Source organism: Amycolatopsis sp. 505 (assembly GCF_031625235.1).
Classification (GTDB): Bacteria; Actinomycetota; Actinomycetes; order Mycobacteriales; family Pseudonocardiaceae; genus Amycolatopsis.
Map to the genome: position 1 here is coordinate 598,929 of NZ_JACKQP010000001.1, position 18,721 is coordinate 617,649.

Annotated in this window: 16 protein-coding genes; 8 read left to right on the forward strand and 8 right to left on the reverse strand. The window is 71.1% G+C overall.

The window, feature by feature from the left end:
* The first annotated feature begins 4 nt into the window (after window positions 1–4).
* The gene (locus tag H5965_RS02995; protein ID WP_310967735.1) at window positions 5–1,510 is read left to right on the forward strand and encodes a bifunctional 3-(3-hydroxy-phenyl)propionate/3-hydroxycinnamic acid hydroxylase; all 1,506 of its coding nucleotides are present in this window, start codon (window positions 5–7) and stop codon (window positions 1,508–1,510) included.
* Window positions 1,511–1,522: 12 nt separating this feature from the next.
* On the opposite strand, the gene H5965_RS03000 is transcribed toward H5965_RS02995, so the two are convergent.
* Window positions 1,523–2,932 carry an NDP-hexose 2,3-dehydratase family protein gene (locus H5965_RS03000; protein ID WP_310967737.1) on the reverse strand — a complete coding sequence of 470 codons (1,410 nt, stop codon included), beginning with the start codon at window positions 2,930–2,932 and terminating at the stop codon, window positions 1,523–1,525.
* A 169-nt stretch (window positions 2,933–3,101) separates the two neighbouring features.
* Here H5965_RS03000 and H5965_RS03005 point away from each other — a divergent pair, with 169 nt between their 5' ends.
* Together H5965_RS03005 and H5965_RS03010 are read left to right on the forward strand one after the other, a co-directional pair.
* Entirely contained in the window at window positions 3,102–4,103 is a 1,002-nt protein-coding gene (locus tag H5965_RS03005; RefSeq protein WP_310967739.1) for a Gfo/Idh/MocA family oxidoreductase, read from the forward strand.
* A 2-nt stretch (window positions 4,104–4,105) separates the two neighbouring features.
* Window positions 4,106–5,404 (forward strand): aspartate aminotransferase family protein, encoded by a 1,299-nt coding sequence (locus tag H5965_RS03010; RefSeq protein WP_310967741.1) that lies wholly within the window; start codon window positions 4,106–4,108, stop codon window positions 5,402–5,404.
* Window positions 5,405–5,459: 55 nt separating this feature from the next.
* Here H5965_RS03010 and H5965_RS03015 read toward each other — a convergent pair whose 3' ends face one another.
* Both H5965_RS03015 and H5965_RS03020 read right to left on the reverse strand, forming a co-directional pair.
* The gene (locus H5965_RS03015) at window positions 5,460–6,083 is read right to left on the reverse strand and encodes a dTDP-4-dehydrorhamnose 3,5-epimerase family protein (RefSeq protein WP_310967743.1); all 624 of its coding nucleotides are present in this window, start codon (window positions 6,081–6,083) and stop codon (window positions 5,460–5,462) included.
* 30 nt (window positions 6,084–6,113) lie between these two features.
* A complete protein-coding gene (locus H5965_RS03020; RefSeq protein WP_310968484.1) occupies window positions 6,114–7,325 on the reverse strand; it encodes a glycosyltransferase in 1,212 nt (403 codons plus the stop codon).
* A 140-nt stretch (window positions 7,326–7,465) separates the two neighbouring features.
* On the opposite strand from H5965_RS03020, the gene rfbH reads away from it, so the two are divergent.
* From rfbH to H5965_RS03035, 3 genes are read left to right on the forward strand one after another with little or no spacing between them, the layout of a single operon-like run.
* A complete protein-coding gene (gene rfbH, locus H5965_RS03025; protein ID WP_310967744.1) occupies window positions 7,466–8,773 on the forward strand; it encodes a lipopolysaccharide biosynthesis protein RfbH in 1,308 nt (435 codons plus the stop codon).
* Window positions 8,774–8,831: 58 nt separating this feature from the next.
* Entirely contained in the window at window positions 8,832–10,097 is a 1,266-nt protein-coding gene (locus H5965_RS03030) for a cytochrome P450 (RefSeq protein WP_310967746.1), read from the forward strand.
* A gap of 12 nt (window positions 10,098–10,109) precedes the next feature.
* Window positions 10,110–10,439 carry a non-heme iron oxygenase ferredoxin subunit gene (locus tag H5965_RS03035; protein ID WP_310967747.1) on the forward strand — a complete coding sequence of 110 codons (330 nt, stop codon included), beginning with the start codon at window positions 10,110–10,112 and terminating at the stop codon, window positions 10,437–10,439.
* Window positions 10,440–10,725: 286 nt separating this feature from the next.
* Here H5965_RS03035 and H5965_RS03040 read toward each other — a convergent pair whose 3' ends face one another.
* The 5 genes from H5965_RS03040 to H5965_RS03060 form a co-directional block, all read right to left on the reverse strand.
* Window positions 10,726–12,048, reverse strand: a complete 1,323-nt coding sequence (locus H5965_RS03040; RefSeq protein WP_310967749.1) for a cytochrome P450 — start codon at window positions 12,046–12,048, stop codon at window positions 10,726–10,728.
* 277 nt (window positions 12,049–12,325) lie between these two features.
* A complete protein-coding gene (locus H5965_RS03045; protein WP_310967751.1) occupies window positions 12,326–12,820 on the reverse strand; it encodes a nuclear transport factor 2 family protein in 495 nt (164 codons plus the stop codon).
* A 118-nt stretch (window positions 12,821–12,938) separates the two neighbouring features.
* A complete protein-coding gene (locus H5965_RS03050) occupies window positions 12,939–13,751 on the reverse strand; it encodes a methyltransferase domain-containing protein (protein ID WP_310967752.1) in 813 nt (270 codons plus the stop codon).
* Between the two features lie 38 nt (window positions 13,752–13,789).
* Window positions 13,790–14,971 (reverse strand): cytochrome P450, encoded by a 1,182-nt coding sequence (locus H5965_RS03055; protein WP_310967754.1) that lies wholly within the window; start codon window positions 14,969–14,971, stop codon window positions 13,790–13,792.
* Window positions 14,972–15,087: 116 nt separating this feature from the next.
* Complete coding sequence (locus H5965_RS03060) at window positions 15,088–15,666, reverse strand: TetR/AcrR family transcriptional regulator (protein ID WP_310967758.1); 579 nt, start codon at window positions 15,664–15,666, stop codon at window positions 15,088–15,090.
* 90 nt (window positions 15,667–15,756) lie between these two features.
* Here H5965_RS03060 and H5965_RS03065 point away from each other — a divergent pair, with 90 nt between their 5' ends.
* Window positions 15,757–17,208, forward strand: a complete 1,452-nt coding sequence (locus tag H5965_RS03065; RefSeq protein ID WP_310967759.1) for an MDR family MFS transporter — start codon at window positions 15,757–15,759, stop codon at window positions 17,206–17,208.
* A 274-nt stretch (window positions 17,209–17,482) separates the two neighbouring features.
* Entirely contained in the window at window positions 17,483–18,673 is a 1,191-nt protein-coding gene (locus H5965_RS03070) for a cytochrome P450 (protein ID WP_310967761.1), read from the forward strand.
* Window positions 18,674–18,721: the final 48 nt, after the last annotated feature.

Sequence of the window (18,721 nt, forward strand, 5' to 3'; positions counted from 1 at the left end):
GCTCGTGACGGACACGGACGTCGTCATCGTCGGCAACGGCCCGATCGGCGCCACCCTGTCGGTGCTGCTGGCCCAGCGCGGCTGGCGGGTGACGGTGCTCGAGCGCCGGCCCCGGCCGTACCGGCTGCCGCGGGCGACCAGCTTCGACGGCGAGACCGCCCGGCTGCTGGCCGCCACCGGCATCGGCCCGGACCTCGGGCGGATCACCGCACCGGCCAACGGCTACCAGTGGCAGACCGCGGACGGGCAGACGCTGCTGGACATCGCCTTCACCACCGACGGCCGCTACGGCTGGCCGGACGCGAACACCATGCACCAGCCGGCGCTGGAGGAGCTCATCGCGGCGCGGGTCCGGGACCTGCCCGGGATCACCGTGCTGCGCGGGCACGAAGTCGTGGCCATCGCCGACGGTGACGCGCTGGTCCAGGTGACCGCGACCGACGCCGACGAGGTGCCGCGGACCATCTCGGCGCGGTGGGTCGTGGGCTGCGACGGTGCGAACAGCTTCGTGCGCGAGCACCTCGACGTGCCGGTGACCGACCTCGGCTTCTCGTACGAGTGGCTGCTCTGCGACGTCCAGCTGACCGAGCCGCGGGAGTTCGTCCCGACGAACGTGCAGATCTGCGACCCGGCGCGGCCCACGACGCTGGTGGGCAGCGGGCCCGGCCGCCGTCGCTGGGAGTTCATGCGCCTGCCGGGCGAAAGCGCGGCCGAGCTGAACAAGGACGAGACGGCGTGGCGGCTGATGGCCCCCTACGGCGTCACGCCCGAGACCGCCACCCTGCTGCGCAGCACCACCTACATCTTCCAGGCCCGGTGGGCCGACCGGTGGCGGGTGGGGCACGTCCTGCTCGCCGGCGACGCGGCGCACCTGATGCCGCCGTTCGCCGGGCAGGGCATGTGCTCCGGCATTCGCGACGTCACCAACCTGGCGTGGAAGCTCGACCTCACGCTCCGCGGCCTGGCCTCGGAGTCCCTTTTGGACAGTTATGGCGACGAGCGCCGGGAGCAGGCCCGGGAGGCCATCCTGGCGTCGGTGCAGCTGGGCCGGGTCATCTGCGTGACGGACCCGGCGGCGGCCGCCGAGCGGGACGCGACCGTGCTGGCCAACCGCCGCGGCAAGCCGGCGGGCCGGCCGGAACCGGCGAAACCGCTGACCGGCGGGCTGCTCCACGACAGCCCGGGCGCGGGTGTGGTGGTGCCGCAGGGCCGGGTGCGGGTGGGCGCGGCGACCGGGCTGTTCGACGACGTCGCCGGCCGGGGTTTCGTGCTGCTGACCACCGAGGCGGCCGGCTCGGACTTCCTCGCCGAGCTGGGGACGCACGTCGTCCGGCTCGACGAGGGAGTGGACGTCGACGACGTCTACCGGCCGTTCCTGGCCCGGTTCGGGGCGACGTCGATGCTGGTGCGGCCGGACTACCACGTCTTCGGCACGGCCGGCCCGGGCGGGCTCGACGCCCTGGTGGACGCCCTGCGGGACCGCCTGCGCGCTGCGGTCCCGGCCGCCTGACCGAGGCGGGCGTCAGAAGCTGCGCACGCCGGCCATCAGGCTGCGCAGCTCCACCGTCAGGTAGTTGCTGTGCGACAGCAGGGACATCAGCTGGCTCAGCGTCGTCCAGAGGAACCGGTCGTCGGGCTCGGGGGCGAAGCCGTCCTCGACCTCGATCACCAGGTAGCGGTTCTGCGCGTGGTAGAACCGGCCGCCTTCCTCGGAGTGCACGACGTCCAGCCGCACGCGGCCGGCCGGGGCGGCCAGCGCGTAGTCGAGGTAGGCCGGGCGGTACTCCGACGGCGCGTCGGCGTAGTTGCCGGGCTGGCAGTGGACTGTCGCGGTCAGCTCGGCGATGTTGAGCGTGCCGGCGTCGCTGCGGGCCTGCACCAGCGCGTGCAGCGTGCCGCCGATCCGCTTGACCAGCAACGCGAGCAGGCCCGACTGCCGGGGCGCCACCAGAGGCTGGGTCCACGACGTGACCTCGCGGTTGCTGGCCTGCACCGAGACCGCGACGACGTCGAAGTACTTGCCGTCGCGGTGGTCGATGACCTCGTGGCCGAGCTGCCAGCCGTCTTCGACGATCTCCTTCAGCGGCACCCGGCGCTGCACCAGCTCCTGGCGGGCGCGCACCTCGGTGAGCCAGCTGAGGACGTGGCCCGGCTCGTGCAGGGGCCGGCCGCGGCCGGACAGCGAACGGTGGACCGCTTCGGCGAACGAGCCGTCGCCGTCGGTCCGGTCGTCCGGCCGCGACAGCGCGGGCGGGACGCACGCGAGGACGGTCCGGGAGTCCATGTTCACCATGTGGTCCAGCCGCAGCAGGCGGCGGATCTGGTCGAGCGTCAGCCAGCAGAAGTCCTCGTCGAGCGGGACGTCGTCGTCGGTCTCGACGACGATGTTGCGGTTGCGCTTGTGCAGGAACCACGACCCCTGCTCGGACTGCAGGCCGTCGAACAGCACGCGGCCGCGGGAGCCGGGCCGGAAGTACTCCATGTACTTGGTGGCCGCGCCGCCGTGGACCTTCATGTAGTTGCTGCGGGTGGCCTGCACGGTCGGCGAGATCTGCAGGCCGTTGATGTTGCCCGGTTCCATCTTAGCCTGCATCAGGCAGTGCGGGACGCCGTCGAACCGCTTGACGAGGATGCCGAGCACGCCGATCTCCGGCTGCACGATGATCGGCTGGGCCCACTCGCTCACCCAGGGCCGGTCGGTCCGCACGCGCAGGCCCTCGACCGAGAAGAACCGGCCGCTGCTGTGCACCAGGTTGCCGGTGTCGGGCTCGAAGTCCCAGCCGGACAGGTCCGCGAACGGGATCCGGTCCACCCGGAAGCTGTTCGCGCGCGCCCGCGCGTTGAACCAGGAGTGGAAGTCCGCCATGGACATGACCGCGTCTTCGGAGCGTCCGTCCCGGGCCGTGTCCTCGTGAATCGTGCTGTGGACCACGTCACTCCCCTTCCTCGGCGTCCGGCGAGCGTAGGACGGCCGCGCCGCGGCGGGCATCCCCCGACCTGATAGGACGGTCGACGCGCTATCAGGACGAGGGATGCCCGGAGCCCGCGCGCGGTCCTAGCGTGAAGAACGGACAACGCCCGAACCGCGCGAAGGAGATCCGGTGGCCCCACTGCGCATCGGGATCATGGGCTGCGCGAGCATCGCCGTCCGGAAGCTGCTCCCCGCCATGGCGGCCCGGCCCGGCACGGAGGTCGCGGCGATCGCCAGCCGGGACGCCGGCAAGGCCGCGGACACCGCCCGGGGCTACGGCTGCCGCGCGGTCGAGGGCTATTCGGCGCTGCTGGACCTCGACGACGTCGAAGCCGTCTACCTCCCGCTGCCGAACGCCGCGCACGCCGAGTGGATCGAGCGGGCGCTGGCCGCCGGCAAGCACGTGCTCGCCGAGAAACCGTTGACCACCAGCGTGTCGCGGACCCGCGAGCTGATCGCCGCCGCCTGGTCGGCCGGGCTCGTGCTGATGGAGAACGTCATGTTCCTCCACCACGGCCAGCACGTGGCGGTCCGCAAGCTGCTGGCCGACGGCGTCATCGGGGAGCTGCGCGCGTTCCACGCCGCGTTCGCCGTGCCGGCCCGGCCGCCCGGCGACATCCGCCACCGCGCCGACCTCGGCGGCGGGGCCCTGTTGGACACCGGCGTCTACCCGGTGCGCGCCGCGATGTCGTTCCTGGGCAGCGAAATCGAGGTCGTATCGGCGGTGCTCACCCGGCGCCACGGCCACCCCGTCGACTCCGCCGGCCAGGCGCTGCTGTGCACCGGTGACGGCGTCGGCGCGTCCGCGACCTTCGGGATCGACCACGCCTACCGGTCCGGGTACGAGCTGTGGGGCAGCGAAGGGCGGCTCGTCCTCGACCACGCCTTCACCCCGCCCGCCGGGCACGTCCCGGTGCTGCGGCTGGAACGGAACACGGGCGTCGAGGAGATCCCGCTGCCGCCCGACGACCAGGTGGCCAACACCCTGGACGCGTTCGCGGCCGCCGTCCGTTCGGGACGGCTCCCCGACAACGACGACGTGCTGCGGCAGGCCGTGCTCGTCGACGACATCCGCACCAAGGCGAGGCTCCACGTCGATCACGCCACCGAGCCAGGAGGAATCCGATCGTGACGATGACCGTGCAGAAAGCGCCGTCCCAGCTGCTGGCGGCCCGGCTGCAGATCCCCCCGATCCCCTACAGCCACGCCGCCGGGTCGTGGGTGTACGCCTCCGACGGCACGCGGTACCTCGACGGCGCCAGCGGGATCGTCAACGTGAACATCGGCCACGCCCACCCGGTGGTGGTCGAGGCGCTGCGGGACCAGGTCGGGATCTGCACCTACGCCAGCCCCGGCACGTTCGCGCCGGACCTGATGGAACAGCTGGCCGCGGCCACCGCGCGGGCGGTGCACCGGCCGGACGACCGGGTCATGTTCACCCCCACCGGCACGCACGCGACGGAGTCGGCGATCGCGCTGGCCCGGCTGGTGCAGCGCGCCCGCGGCGAAGAGGGCCGGCACAAGGTCCTGACGTCGTCGCTGGGCTACCACGGCAACAGCGCGTTCGTGCTGGCGCTGTCGGGCCACCGGTCGCGGCGGCCGCACGAGGACGACAGCTTCGGCCTCGCCCCCGCGTTCAACCCGCCCTACCCCGGCCAGCACCTCGACTGCCCGTTCCCCGCCTGCCGCGTCGAGTGCGTGCGGGCGGTGCGCGACGCGATCGTCGCGGCCGGGCCGGAGACCGTCGCCGCGGTGCTGATGGAACCGGTCAACGGCACCACCGGCGGCGGGTACGTGCCACCGGCCGGGTACCTGAAGGCGCTGCGCGAGGTCTGCGACGAGTTCGGCGTCCTGGTGATCCACGACGAGGTCCTCACCGGGCTGGGCCGCACCGGTCTCCCGCTGGCCTCGCACCACACGCCGGGCTCGGCGGCGGACATCGTCACGCTGTCGAAGGGCCTCGGCGCCGGGTACGTCCCGCTGGCCGCCACGATGATCTCGCCGAACCTGGCCGAGGACATCATGACGAGCGGCAAGTGGCTGCCGCTGATGGGCACGATGTCGGCGACGCCGCTGCAGGGCCGCGCCGGCCTCGCGGTGCTGTCGGTGCTGGACGACCTCGGCGCCCTCGACCGCGACGAAGTCCGCGGCGCGGACCTCGGCCGGCTGGTGGCCGACGCGGTGCGCGGCCAGTCGGTGGTGACGGACGTCCGCGGCCTGGGGTACTTCCACGGCATCGAGCTGGCCCCCGGGACCATCGGCGACGTCATGCGGATCACCCGGAGCAAGGGGCTGCTGCTGTACCCGTACGTCGGCTTCCGGCCCGACCGCACGGGCGAAGGCCTGCTGGTGGCCCCGCCGCTGAACGCGTCCGACGCCGACCTCGACTTCCTCGGCGAGACCCTGCGCGCGGCACTGACCCAGCTGAGCTGAGCACGGCAAAAGGCCCCGGGACCGCGGTCCCGGGGCCTTTTCGCGTTGCGGGGATTCAGGAAGCGGCCGCGGCCTCGGTCAGCCGGACGCGGGCGGCCCGCAGGGCCAGGCACTCGTCGTACCGCGGCAGCAGGCCCAGCTCGCCGGCCTCCCGCAGGGTCGGCGCGGCCGCGTCGCGCTCGGACAGGATCGGCTCGCCCGGCAGGTTCAGCGGCAGGCCGATCTCGGGGTCGAGGGGCTGCACGGTGAGCACCTCCGCCGGCCGGTAGAGGTCGGACAGCAGGTACTGGACGCACGTGTCGTCCTCGAGGGCCACGAACGCGTGGCCGAGGCCCTCCTCCACGTACACCGCCGTGCCGCCGTGGGCGTTGAGCACGATCATGTCCCACTGGCCGTACGTCGGCGAGCCCGTCCGCACGTCGACGACGAAGTCGAGGAGCGAACCCCGCAGGCACGTCACGAACTTGGCCAGGCCGGGCGGGGTCATCGCCCCGTGCACGCCGCGGACGACGTTGCGGCACGATGTCGAGACGTTGGTCTGCAGGAACCGCGGCCGGTAGCCGAGCGCCTCGGTCAGCACGTCTTCGCGGTAGACCTCGAAGAAGTCGCCGCGCCCGTCACCGAAGGACTTGGACGAGACGAGGTGTGCGCCGTCGATGGCGAGCGGCCGTACGGTCATGCTCCGGGTGTTGACGCTGCCCATGTCCGCTCAGGACGCTTCCCGGACGAGCTGCTCGATGCGCAGCGCCACCTCGTTCGGCGACGGCAGGGCGGCGATCTCCCCGGCGAGCCCGGCCGCGGCCTTCGCGTAGGACGGGTCGCTGACCAGCTCGCCGCAGGTCTTCGCGATGACCTCGCTGGTGGCTTCCTCCGGCGAAAGCACCGCTGCGGCGCCGGTTTCGGCGAGCCGGCGGGCCATGTCGCAGGCGCGGTACTGGTTGGGGTCCGGGATGAGCACCTGGGGCACGCCGTGGGCCAGGCCCGTCATCATGGTGCTGCCGCCGGTCTGGTGCACCAGGACGTCACACGTCGGCGCGACGACGTCCAGCGGGATCCAGCCCGCCCGCACGTTCTTCAGCCGCTCGCGCAGTTCCGGCAGGGCGTCCTCGGTCACCGCGACGACGACCTCGGCGTCCAGCGTGGCGATCTGCTCGACGATGCCCTGCAGGAAGTCGTACTGGTGGTAGCTCGCGACGCCGGTGCCGACGGTGACGCCGATCCGGGTGCCGGCGCCCTTGGTGTACATCCACGGTTCCACCACGGCCTGCGAGTTGCCCGGGATCCACCGCATCAGCTGTGCCGAAGCGGCTTCCGCCGGCAGCAGGCTCGGCGGTGCGATCTCGATCGTCATGGCGGGCTCGGGCAGACCGGTCAGGCCGAGCTCGGTCAACTGGTCGCGCAGCTGCTCCACGGCGCCCGAGTCCATCAGCTGCGGGCTGTGGATGTCCCAGGCGTGGCGCACGTACGGCACGCCGAGGTGGGCGGCCAGCAGGGGGCCGGCGTAGGAGGTGATGCCGCTGATGATGACGTCCGGGCGCCAGTCCTTGCTGAACGCCAGGAGCGCGTCGAGGGTCACGTACTCCATGTGCGCGTACCAGCGGCCCGCCATGATCTCGCGTTCCCGGGGGTCCGCGGGCACGTGCGTCAGGCCGCTCTCGGCGATGATCTGCCGCGGGGACACGCCTTCGGCGGTGGTGCGCACGGCGGACAGCCCGACGCCGGTGATCGTGTCGAGCATTTCGTCGACCGACGCGGTCGTCATGACCTGGTGCCCGGCGTTGCGCAGCGCGTTCGCGAGCGGAACGTGGCTGAACACGGTCGACGGGGCGACCCCGGCGAGATTAAGAACCTTCACAAGATCGTCCTCCCAGGGCTGGCTCGTGGTCGGCTCCAGCTTGCCCACGCCGCCGTCCGGGGCCATCACCAACGCGGGTAGTCTCCGCCGCCCGCCCGGCACGGCCCTACCACGTTGGGGGATGTCGCCCGATCGCGGCGCTTCTAGCGTGACTTGAGCGCAAGGTCCGCGACAACCCGCACTCGTCCGTAGGGAATCGATACGACATGGTCGACTCAGCCCGATCGGACCTGCTGGCGCAGGTCCGCGACTACCACGACGCCCAGACCGCCGGGCCGGCGCCGTTCATCCCGGGGCAGACACCGATCCTGTCGTCCGGGGCCGTGCTCGACGCCGCCGACCGCGAAGCCCTGGTGGCCGCCGCGCTCGACCTGCGCATCGCCTCCGGCACCATCGCGACGAAGTTCGAGTCCTCCTTCGCCCGGAAACTCAAGCGGCGCAAGGCGGTGCTGACGAACTCCGGCTCGTCGGCGAACCTGCTGGCGCTGAGCACGCTGACCTCGCCGACGCTGGGCGACGAGCAGCTCAAGCCGGGCGACGAGGTCGTCACGGTCGCGGCCGGCTTCCCGACCACGGTGAACCCGATCCTGCAGAACGGCATGATCCCGGTGTTCGTCGACATCGAGCTCGGCACGTACAACACGACGGCCGAGCGGGTCGAAGCCGCGATCTCGCCGCGCACGCGCGCCATCATGATCGCGCACACGCTGGGAAACCCGTTCCCCGTGGCCGAAATCGCCGAGATCGCCAAGCGCCACAGCCTCCACCTCATCGAGGACAACTGCGACGCCGTCGGCTCCACGTACAACGGGCAGCTCACCGGCACCTTCGGCCGGTTCTCGACGGTGTCCTTCTACCCCGCCCACCACCTGACCATGGGTGAGGGCGGCATGCTGCTGTCCTCGGACATCAAGCTGGCCAAGCTGGCGAAGTCGTTCCGCGACTGGGGCCGCGACTGCTGGTGCGAGCCCGGCGAGGACGACCGCTGCCTGAAGCGGTTCGAGCTGCACCTCGGCACGCTGCCGGAGGCCTACGACCACAAGTACGTCTTCTCCGAGGTCGGCTACAACCTCAAGAGCACCGACATCCACGCCGCGCTCGGGCTGAGCCAGCTGGCGAAGCTGCCGGACTTCATCGAGGCCCGCAAGCGGAACTGGCGCCAGCTGCGCGAAGGCCTCGACGGCCTGCCCGGGCTGATCCTGCCGGAGGCGACGCCGGGCAGCGACCCGAGCTGGTTCGGGTTCATCATCACGGTGAAACCGGACGCGGGCTTCGACGTCCCGGAGGTCGTCGACTACCTCGAGGCGCGCAACATCCGGACCCGGCGGCTGTTCGCGGGCAACCTGACCCGCCACCCCGCCTACATCGGCAAGCCGCAGCGCATCGCCGGCCCGCTGACCAACAGCGACATCGTCACCGAGCGGACGTTCTGGATCGGCGTCTACCCGGGGATCACCACGGAGATGATCGAGTACGTGATCGGCACGCTCAAGGAGTTCGTCGCCACGCACTGACCGCGCGGGCGTCCACAAGGGACTGTGCGCTACCGGATCCAACACGAAAGGAAGAACCATGACCACCACTGCCGAGACTTCGGCCGAACCGGTCGACCTGTTCTCCCCGGAAGTGGTCGCCGACCCGTGGGGAGCGCACGCGGCGGTCCGCGAGGCACCGACGCTGCAGATCGGCGGCTTCATGGGCGGCCCGCCGATGTACCTGGCCGCCCGCTACGAAGACGTGCGCCAGGTCCTGATGGACCAGCGGTTCCAGTGCAACCCGCTGGCCGACTCCCCCGCCGAGGACATCCGCAACGGCGTCTTCCGGCACCTGGACATGCCGGAGGAGCTGATCCCCTGGCTGAAGAACCTGATCAACGCCTCCGACGGCGAGGAGCACGCCCGGCTGCGCAAGCTGGTCTCCTACGCGCTCACCGCGCACCGGGTCGGCAAGTTCCGCCCCCGCGTCGAGGCCCTCACCGCCGAGCTGCTCGACAAGCTGGAGGCGGCCGGCGGCGACGGCACGCCGGTGGACCTCGTCGAGGCGTACTGCTACCCGCTGCCGGTCACGGTGATCTGCGAGCTGGTCGGCGTCGACGCGGAGGACCGCCCGCAGTGGCGCGCGTGGAGTGACGCGATGGCCACCCTGGACGGCAAGCGGCTGCCCGAGGAGGTCCGCAAGACGCTCGTCGCGGCGCGCGCGATGATCGAGCGGCGGCGGGCCGAGCCGAAGGACGACATGGTCACCGCGCTCGTCGAGGCGCAGGCCAAGAACCCCGGCATCGCCACCGACGACGAGCTGGTCGGCATCCTGTTCAGCCTGGTCACCGCCGGCCACCAGACGACGACGTACCTGATCGGCAACTCGGTGCTGGCCCTGCACGAGCACCCGGACCAGCTCGCGCGGCTGAAGGCGGACCCGACGCTGTGGCCGCAGGCGGTGCGCGAGCTGCAGCGCCTCGGCCCGATCCAGTTCGGCCAGCCGCGGTTCGCCACCGAGGACATCGAGGTGGGCGGCACGGTGATCCCGCGCGGGATGCCGGTCGTGCCGCTGATCATGGCCGCCAACAGCGACCCGCGGAAGTTCCCGGAGCCGGAGAAGCTGAAGATCGACCGGCTCGCCGTCGGCAGCGAAAGCCACCTCGGCTTCGGCAAGGGCATCCACCGCTGCCTCGGCCAGCACGTCGCCTACCTGGAGGCGGAGGTCGCGCTGCGCGGGCTGTACACGCGGTTCCCGGACCTGACGCTCGCGGTGCCGCGCTCGGAGATCCCCTGGATCCTGCGGCCGGGCTTCACCCGGACCAAGGACCTCCCGGTGCGCCTCGCCACGCCGAAGTCCTGAACGGAGAAGGCCATGCGTTCGCCGAATGTGACCAAGGTGTGCTCGCTGTCCGACCTCGACGACCGGAAACCGTTCGCCGTGAAGGTCGGAGACGTCCCGATCGTGCTGGTGCGCGACGGCGACGAAGTGCACGCCCTGCGGGACGAGTGCTCGCACGCGTTCCAGCGCCTGTCGGAGGGCGAGGTGACCGACAAGGGCATCGAGTGCTGGATGCACGGCGCGTGCTTCGACCTGCGGACCGGCGAACCGTCCGTCCCGCCGGGCACCGAACCGGTGGACGTCTACCGGGTCCACGTCGAAGGTGACGACGTGTTCGTGGACGCCGGCAGCGCCGTCAACTGAACATCCCGGAAGGGGCCGTGCACGGGTTCGCCCGTGCACGGCCCCTTTTCGCGCGTCGCGACACACGCCCGCGACGTACCGCGATGGACGACACGCGTACCTGAACGGACGACACGCGTACCTGAACGGACGACACGCGTACCTGGATGGACGACACGGCGTCCGGGCCCGGTTCACGCGTGTCGTCCGGCTGGGTACGCGTGTCGTCCGGTGGGGTACGCGTGTCGTCCGGCTGGGTACGACGGGAAAGGGCCGGCGAGCTTGCTCGCCGGCCCTTTCCCCTGCCTCAGGCCTGGGGCGTGCCCTTCAGGCGGACGGGCAGGCGCTTGAGCCGCCACGAGCCGGGCATGTTGCCGCGGTCGAGGTTCTCCGGCGGGCCGGTCAGCTCCATGTCGGGGAAGCGGTTGATCAGGCCGGTGAAGGCGACCTCGAACTCCTGCTTGGCCAGGTGCGCGCCCAGGCAGTAGTGCAGGCCGGCGCCGAAGCCGACGTGGAGTTCGCGCTGGCCGTCGGTCTGGCGGCGGATGTCGAGCCGCATCGGGTCCTCGAAGTGGCGTGGGTCGTAGTTGGCCGCCACGAGCATGCCCATCGTCTTCTCGCCCTGCTTGATCTTCGCGCCGGCGATCTCGACGTCCTCGACCGCGTGCCGGAACTGCGTGCTGTGCAGCGCACCGCACCAGCGCAGCAGCTCGTGCACCGCCCCCGGCATGAGCTCGGGTTCGGCGCGCAGGGCGGCCAGCTGGTCGGGGTGGGTGAGCAGGGCGATCATGCCGTTGCCGATCGTCTGCGCGGTGTTCTCGGTGCCGGCCAGCACCAGCGTCAGCACCATGGTGATCAGCTCGGTCTCGGTGAGCCCGTCGCCGTCGTCGTCGTGCGCGTTGATCAGCCCGGTCAGCAGGTCGTCGGCGGGCTCGGCGCGGCGCAGCGCGACCAGTTCGGTGATCTGGTCGACCATGCCGCGCATCGGCTCGTTCTGCGCGCCGGGGACGAGCGAGAACGCGTCCTTGCCCCACTGCCGCCACTGCGGCCAGTAGCGCTCGGGGATGCCGATCAGCTGGCAGATGACGTTGATCGGCAGCTTGTAGGTGAAGTACTCGAGCAGGTCGACGACGCCGATGCCGTCCTCGTCGTCCACGGCCGCCTGCCGCTCCAGGTCGTCCAGCAGGCGCGCGGTGATCTCCTCCACCCGGGGGCGCAGGTCGTTGACGCGCCGCGCGGTGAAGGCCCGCGAAACCAGCCGGCGCAACCGGACGTGGTCCTCGCCGTCGGCGTCGAGCAGGCTGCTGGTGAAGATCTTGATGTACTTCTCTTCGAGCCCGAGCGCCTCGACCAGCTCCTGGTGGACCTTCTCGACGTCCGCACCGGGCACGCTGCCGGGGTTGTTCGCGAACCGCTTGTCCGCCAGCATTTCCTTGACGTCGTCGTAGCGGGTGAACAGCCACAGCGGGGTGGTCGAGCCGGGCCACAGGGCCCGCACGACGCGGCCTTCCTCGCGCAGCCGCGAGTAGCCCCCGAACGGGTCGCGGAGCAGCTCCGGATCGTTCATGTCGAGGGGGCAGGTCCCGGTGCTGCCGGTGTCCACGGGGCAGGTCTCGCTGCTGGTATCCATGTATCCCCTCCCGAGGGGCGATCAGGTGAATTCAGCCAAGATTCGCCCAGCCGGGGCCCCGGAACCATTACTCACGTGGGTAGTTCGGCACGCCTTTGGCCTGGTAGAGAACGGAAAACGCGATCACCGGAGAGGTTTCGCGCGAGATGTCCGGAGTGTCCTTTTCGGAAACGAACCGGCCGCGGACCGCGCCTCTCGCGAGACACGATCCGCGGCCGATCGGAAGTTCGGGCCCCCAGTCGGTGGTTCACCCCACCGGCTGTTCAGAACCGCGGGTTCACTGCCCGGCGGGAGCCTGCGCGGCCCACAGGACGTCGCCCTCGATGTGGGACAGGCGCCAGCCGTCCGGCGTCTTGGTGGCTTCGTAGCGCATCAGGGAACTGACCGTCGTCGTGGGCTGGGGGCCCATCTTGCCCTGCGGCGTCTTGCTGCTGCCGATGAGCTGGTCCACGAACGCGCGCACGGTGGCCTTGTCGCCGTTGACGTCCACCAGGACGTTGGTGACGACGTGCTGGGCGCGGTCCTCCTGCTTGGCCGCCTCCGCCGTCTGGGCGATGACCTTGTCGCGCCCGGTGGTGGTGCCGAAGGGGGTCTTCACGACGACGCCGTCGGCGAGCACCGTGTTCAGCTTGTCGAACTGCCGGTCCTCCATCGTGGCGTAGAACCGGTAGATCTGCTGGGTGATCTCACCTCGATCGTCGGTCTTGGGGGCGTCCGCGCCGGACGCGCTGCCGGCACCGCAACCCGCGGTGACGAGGGCGGCGAACAGCACCGCCAGCAGCCCGACCGCACGGAGGGATCCACGTGTGGTCCGACCGACTCTTCCTGCATTCATTGTCTTGGCGTCTCCTGCCTTGTTGCGATTTTCTTCCGGGTGGAAAACGGGAAGCTCAGGCTTTGCGGGCGGTCAGCAGGACGTACCCCACCGCCGGTTCGTCCGCGAACTGGCGGAACCGCGAGAGCGTGGTTTCGAACTGCTGCAACCCGATGTGCTGCAGGGCCGGCTCACGCAGCGCTTCGAACCGCTCCGCCGCCTTGTCCCACGACGGCCGGGTGCGGTCGCTGACGTCCTCGACCCGCTCGGGCACCAGCCCGGCCGCCTCGAGGCGGGAGCGGTACTCGTCGACGCCGACGAGCTTCAGCGCGCCCATCTCGACCAGGTCCACACTGGACGCGTCGGGCGTCTTCCCGCCGCCGCGCAGGATGAAGTCGCCGATGGCGATCCGGCCGCCCGGCCGCAGCACCCGGGCCGCCTGCTCGACCACGTGCCACCGGTCCGGCATGTGGTGCAGCGATTCCAGGGCCCAGACGACGTCGAACGACTCGTCGGGGAACGGCAGCTGCATCGCGTCGGCGAGCTCGAACGACAGCCGCCCGGCCAGCCCGGCGGCGGCCGCGCGCGCGTTCGCCCGCTCGATCTGCCCCGCCGCGATCGAGATCCCGACCCCGGTGATGTCGTGCGCGGCGGCCAGCCGGATGGCGGGTTCGCCGATGCCGCAACCGATGTCGAGCAGCCGGTCGCCCGGCTCGATGGTCAGCAGCCCGGCCAGCTTGTCGGTCAGCCGGGTGGTGGCGTCCTCGAGTGTCGCGGAATCGTCGTCCCAGTACCCGTGGTGCAGGTTGTCACCCCAGAGCCGGTCGAGCAGCTCCGCGAAACTGTCGTAGGCCTCGCCGACCTTGAACGGCGCCGGATTCGTCGTCACCTGTGCTCCTCAGCAGAAGTTCTTCGGGCGGGTCGCGCTCAGCCGGCGAAACCGGTCAGCAGCGGGAGTTTGTCGATGCCGGTCATGATCGGGATGGTCTTGAACACCGGACGGTCCTGCGGATCGGTGCTCAGCCGCGGGAACCGGTCCAGCAGGGTGTTCAGCGCGACGCGGCCTTCGAGCCGGGCCAGCGGCGCACCCATGCAGAAGTGGACCCCGCGCCCGAAGGACAGGTGGTTGTTCGGGTCCCGGGACGGGTCGAACGTGTCCGGGCCGGGGAACGCGGTTTCGTCCCGGTTGGCCGCGGCGAGCCACACCATCAGCAGCTCGTCGGCCGGAATCCGCTGTCCGCTCAGCTCGACTTCTTCGTTGGTGAGCCGGGAAACGGCGGCGAACGGCGGGAGCAGCCGCAGGGACTCCTCGATCACCGGCGGCACCAGCGACCGGTCGGCGCGCACCCGGTCCTGCCACTCCGGGTAGGTGTCCAGGCAGAGCACCGCGTTGCCCAGCAGCATGGTCGTGGTGATGTGCCCGGTGAGCAGCAGCACGAAGCCGAAGTTCACGACTTCGGCGTCGCTGAGGCGTTCCCCGTCGACTTCGGCTTCGACGAGCTTGGAGAGCAGGTCGGCGCCGGGGTTCGAGCGACGCTGCGCGACGTGCTCGGCGATGTAGCGGAGGACTTCCTCGGCGCCGTCCATGACGACCTTCTCGTCGCCGTCCGCCTCGATGAAGATCTCTTCACGGCCGCGGAACATCATGTCCACCCACTGCTTGAACAGCGGGTGGTCCTCGGCGGGCACGCCGAGCAGCTCGGCGATGACGATCACCGGCAGCGGGTAGGCCAGCTGCTCGACCAGCTCGAACCGGTCGCGCTCGCCGACCTCGGCGAGCAGTTCCCGCGTCAGCTCGGTGATCCTCGGTTCGAGCCCCGCCACCACCTTCGGGGTGAAGACGCGGCTCACGATCTTGCGGAGCTTGGCGTGCGGCACGCCGTCCATGCGCAGCAGGTTGCCCTCGTTGACCCGGTCGTCGATCGGGATCTTGCGCTGGACCGCGGAGGAGAAGATCGCCGGCTCGTTGAGGATCCGCAGCGCGTCGGCGTGGCCGTAGACGTTCCACACCTTGGTGGCCGGGTCGAAGGTGACCGGTTCGGCCGGCGTTCGCCCGTGCAGCCAGAACAGCGACTGCGGGGCTCCCCAGGTGTCGGCAACTGCGACCATGACGTTCCCTTCGGTGGTGGCCGCGGGACGCGGCCGGCCGGTGACGGCACCCCAGCCTGCCCGCCCGCCCGGGGCCGGGACATCCTCAGTCCTGGTGGAATCGGTGCGCACGGCCGTCAGTCCGTCCCCAGCAGCGGCAGGACGATCGTGTCGAGGATTTCTTCGAGGGCCGCGACGGGCACGGTCTTGAGCGTGGTGAGCAGTTCCAGTTGCAGCAGGGTGAACGGCAGCGCCTTGACCCGGGCGGAGAGCCGGGAGAGGTCGAGTTCGCCCCGGGCCGCGGCGCGCTCGTACACGACGTCCAGCGCGTGCGGCTGGTCGTGCCCGATGACCTCGCGCAGGGCCGTGGGGTCGGTGCCGGTCTCCTCGAAGTACCCGGCCAGGTGGACGCTCATCATGGTGACGAACTCGGCCCGGGTCCGGCTGATCTCCGACATCAGGGCCAGCAGGTCGCCGCGCAGGGAGCCGGTGTCCTCCGGCGCGCGGACGCGGTTGCGCTGCAGGGCATGGACGATCGTCGCGCGCAGCAGCTCGGACCGGTCGCTCCAGCGGCGGTACAGCACCGGACGGCTGGTCCCGGCGCGCGCGGCGACGGCGTCCATGGTGAAGCGCGCGTAGCCGCCCTCTTCCAGCTCCTGCCAGGACGCGTCCAGCAGCGCCTGCTCCAGGACCGCGCCCCGTCGCCGCTCACCCATGCCGGCCTCCCTCAAGAAACACTTGCGCATCTTATTCACGCCAGCTTACGATGACCAAATAAGAAACACAGACGTATCTTAGGAGTGTCCGTGTCTTCCTCCAGCGAGTCCGCGCCGGCCGACCGCGTCGATCCCGCGGTGTGGCGGCTGGCGTTCACGATCATCGTCGGGGCGCTGGCGGCGATGTTCGACACCACGATCGTCAGCGTCGCCATCAACGACCTGGCCGGCGAGCTGCACGCGCCGATCGCCACGATCCAGTGGGTGAGCACCGGCTATCTGCTGGCCATGTTCGCCACCATCCCGATCGTCCGCTGGGCCCAGTCGGCGCTCGGCGGGAAGCGGCTGTGGCTCGGCTCGCTCGCGCTCTTCCTGACCGGTTCGGTGCTGTGCGCGGTGGCGTGGGACGCCACCAGCCTCATCGTGTTCCGGGCCGTCCAGGGCATCAGCGGCGGCCTGATGATGCCGCTGATGATGACCCTGATCATGCAGGCCGCCCAGGGCCGCAACACCGGTCGCGTGATGGCGACCATCTCGCTGCCCATCGCGCTCGGCCCGATCCTCGGGCCGGTGCTGGGCGGGCTCCTGCTGGCCACCGGCGACTGGCGGTTGCTGTTCCTGGTCAACATCCCGTTCTGCGTCGCCGGCCTCTGGCTCGCGTACCGGAACCTGCCCGCCGACCGGCCCGCCGGCGGGGACCGCGGCCGCCTCGACGTCGTCGGCCTGCTCCTGCTGTCGCCGGGTGCGGTCGCCGTCGTCTTCGGCCTGTCCCGGACCGGCGCCGGCTTCGGCAGCTCCGACGTGCTGATCCCGCTCCTGATCGGGCTCGCGCTGATCGCCGGGTTCGTCGTCTGGGCCCTCCCGCGGGGCGCCGGGGCGCTGGTGAACGTCCGGCTCTTCGGCCACCGGTCGGTGGCGTCGTCGTCGGTGCTGTACTTCCTGAGCGGCGCGACGCTGTACGGCGCGATGCTGCTGCTCCCGCTGTTCTGGCAGCAGGCCCGGGGCGTGGACGCGCTCGGCGCGGGCCTGCTGCTCATCCCGCAGGGCGTCGGCACGCTGCTGTCCCGGTGGGTCGCCGGCCGCTACACCGACAAGATCGGCCCCCGCACGGTGGCGCTGGTCGGGTTCGGCGCCGTGGTCCTGACCACCGTGCCGTTCGCGTTCGTCACCGCCGGCACCCCGGACGTGCTGCTGATGGCGCTGCTGCTGGTGCGCGGCCTCGGCATGGGGGTCGCGACGATCCCGCTCGCCAGCTCCGCCTACATCGGACTCGACCACGCCCAGATCCCGAACGCCACGATCCTGGTGCTCATCATCCAGCAGATCGGCGGCTCGCTGGGGATCGCGGTCCTGGCGATGATCCTCCAGCACGCCTCGGCCGGCGCGAAGACGCCGGACGAGCTCATCCACGCCTACGGCATCACGTTCTGGTGGTCGATCGGCTTCACCGCGCTGGCGGTGCCGCTGTGCTTGTTCCTGCCGGGCCGCCCCAAGCCCGCGCCGGCGTCCGAGCCCGCACCCGGCGTGGCCGTCGAAGCCTGAGCCGCCGATCTCCCCCGTCGACGGCTCAGTCGAGTGGCCTCTTCAGTCCGGCCGGCCGGACTGAAGAGGCCCTCCTCTTTCCGGCCGGGCGGCGCGGCACGTGGTGCCGCGAATGACTCATTCGCGACCTCGGAGGTCCCCGATGAGTCATTCGCGACCTTCGGCAGGCGGGAAAGTCCTATCAGGATGGGGGATCCTCGGCCGGGCGGGCGTTCCTACCGTTGTCCGGCGGAGCCGGTTTCGGTGACGCGGCTCCTTCCCCGAGGAGAGCCTGATGACCGAACCCGTTGCCTTCCCCCAGAACCGGACCTGCCCCTACCGGCCGGCGCCGGGCTACCGGCTGCTCGCCGACCGGCGGCCGCTCTCGCGGATCAGCCTCTACGACGGCCGCGAGGCCTGGGCCGTCACCGGGTACGCGCTGGCCCGCCGGCTGCTCGCCGATCCGCGGATTTCCAGTGACCACAGCGATCCCGCGTGGCCGGTGGCCAACGCGGCCGCCGCCGCGGCCCGGAACTTCGGCGCGGACCAGAAGAAGGTCATCGGCCGGCTCACCGCGCTCGTCGGGGTCGACGATCCGGAACACCGCGCCCGGCGGGAAGTCGCCGAGGCGGGGTTCACGCCCGGGCTGATCGACGCCCTGCGGCCGAAACTCCAGGAGGTCGCCGACCGGCAGGTGGACGAGATGGTCGCCCATGGTGCACCCGCCGACCTCGTCTCGACGTTCGCGTCGCCCGCCGCGCTGTTCTCGCTGTACGAGGCGCTGGGCATTCCGCGCGAAGACCAGGAGTACTTCAAGCAGCAGACGGGCCAGTTGTTCGGCCCGGCCGCGGTGACGGCTTACGACGAGCTCGTGGCGTACGTGGCCAAGCTGGCCGGGCAGCATCCCGCTGGCAGCCTGCTCGACGCCTACCTCACCGCCGTCGGGGACGGCGGTGCCGCGGAGGTGCTTCAGCTGCTGCTGATCATGCTGGTGAGCGGCCACCACACGACGGCGAGCTCGATCGCGATCGGCGCCAGCGCGCTGCTCCAGCACCCCGAGCGGCTCGCCGAGCTGCGCGCCGACCCGGCGCTGCTGCCCGCGGCCGTCGACGAGCTGAGCCGGGTCGCGGCGGTCACCGACGGCATCCAGCGGGTCGCCGCGGCCGACATCGACGTCGACGGGACCACCATCGCCCAGGGCGACGGCGTGTTCTTCGTGCTCTCCCTGATCAACCGGGACGAGCAACACTACGGGCAGCCGGAAGTCCTGGACTGGCACCGCCCCGACACCGGCGACCACCTCGGCTACGGCTCGGGCCCCCACGAGTGCGTGGGCCTGGACCTGGCGCGCGCGATCATGGAAACCGCCTTCGGCACGCTGCTGAAGCGCCTGCCGAACCTGCGCCTCGCGGTGGCGGCGGACGAGATCCCGGTCAACCCCGGGGAGTCCTTCACGGGCCTGGTGGAGCTCCCGGTCGCCTGGTGACCCCGGCCGGTCGTGAGTGGTGAGGCGGGTTAGAACCCGCCTCACCAC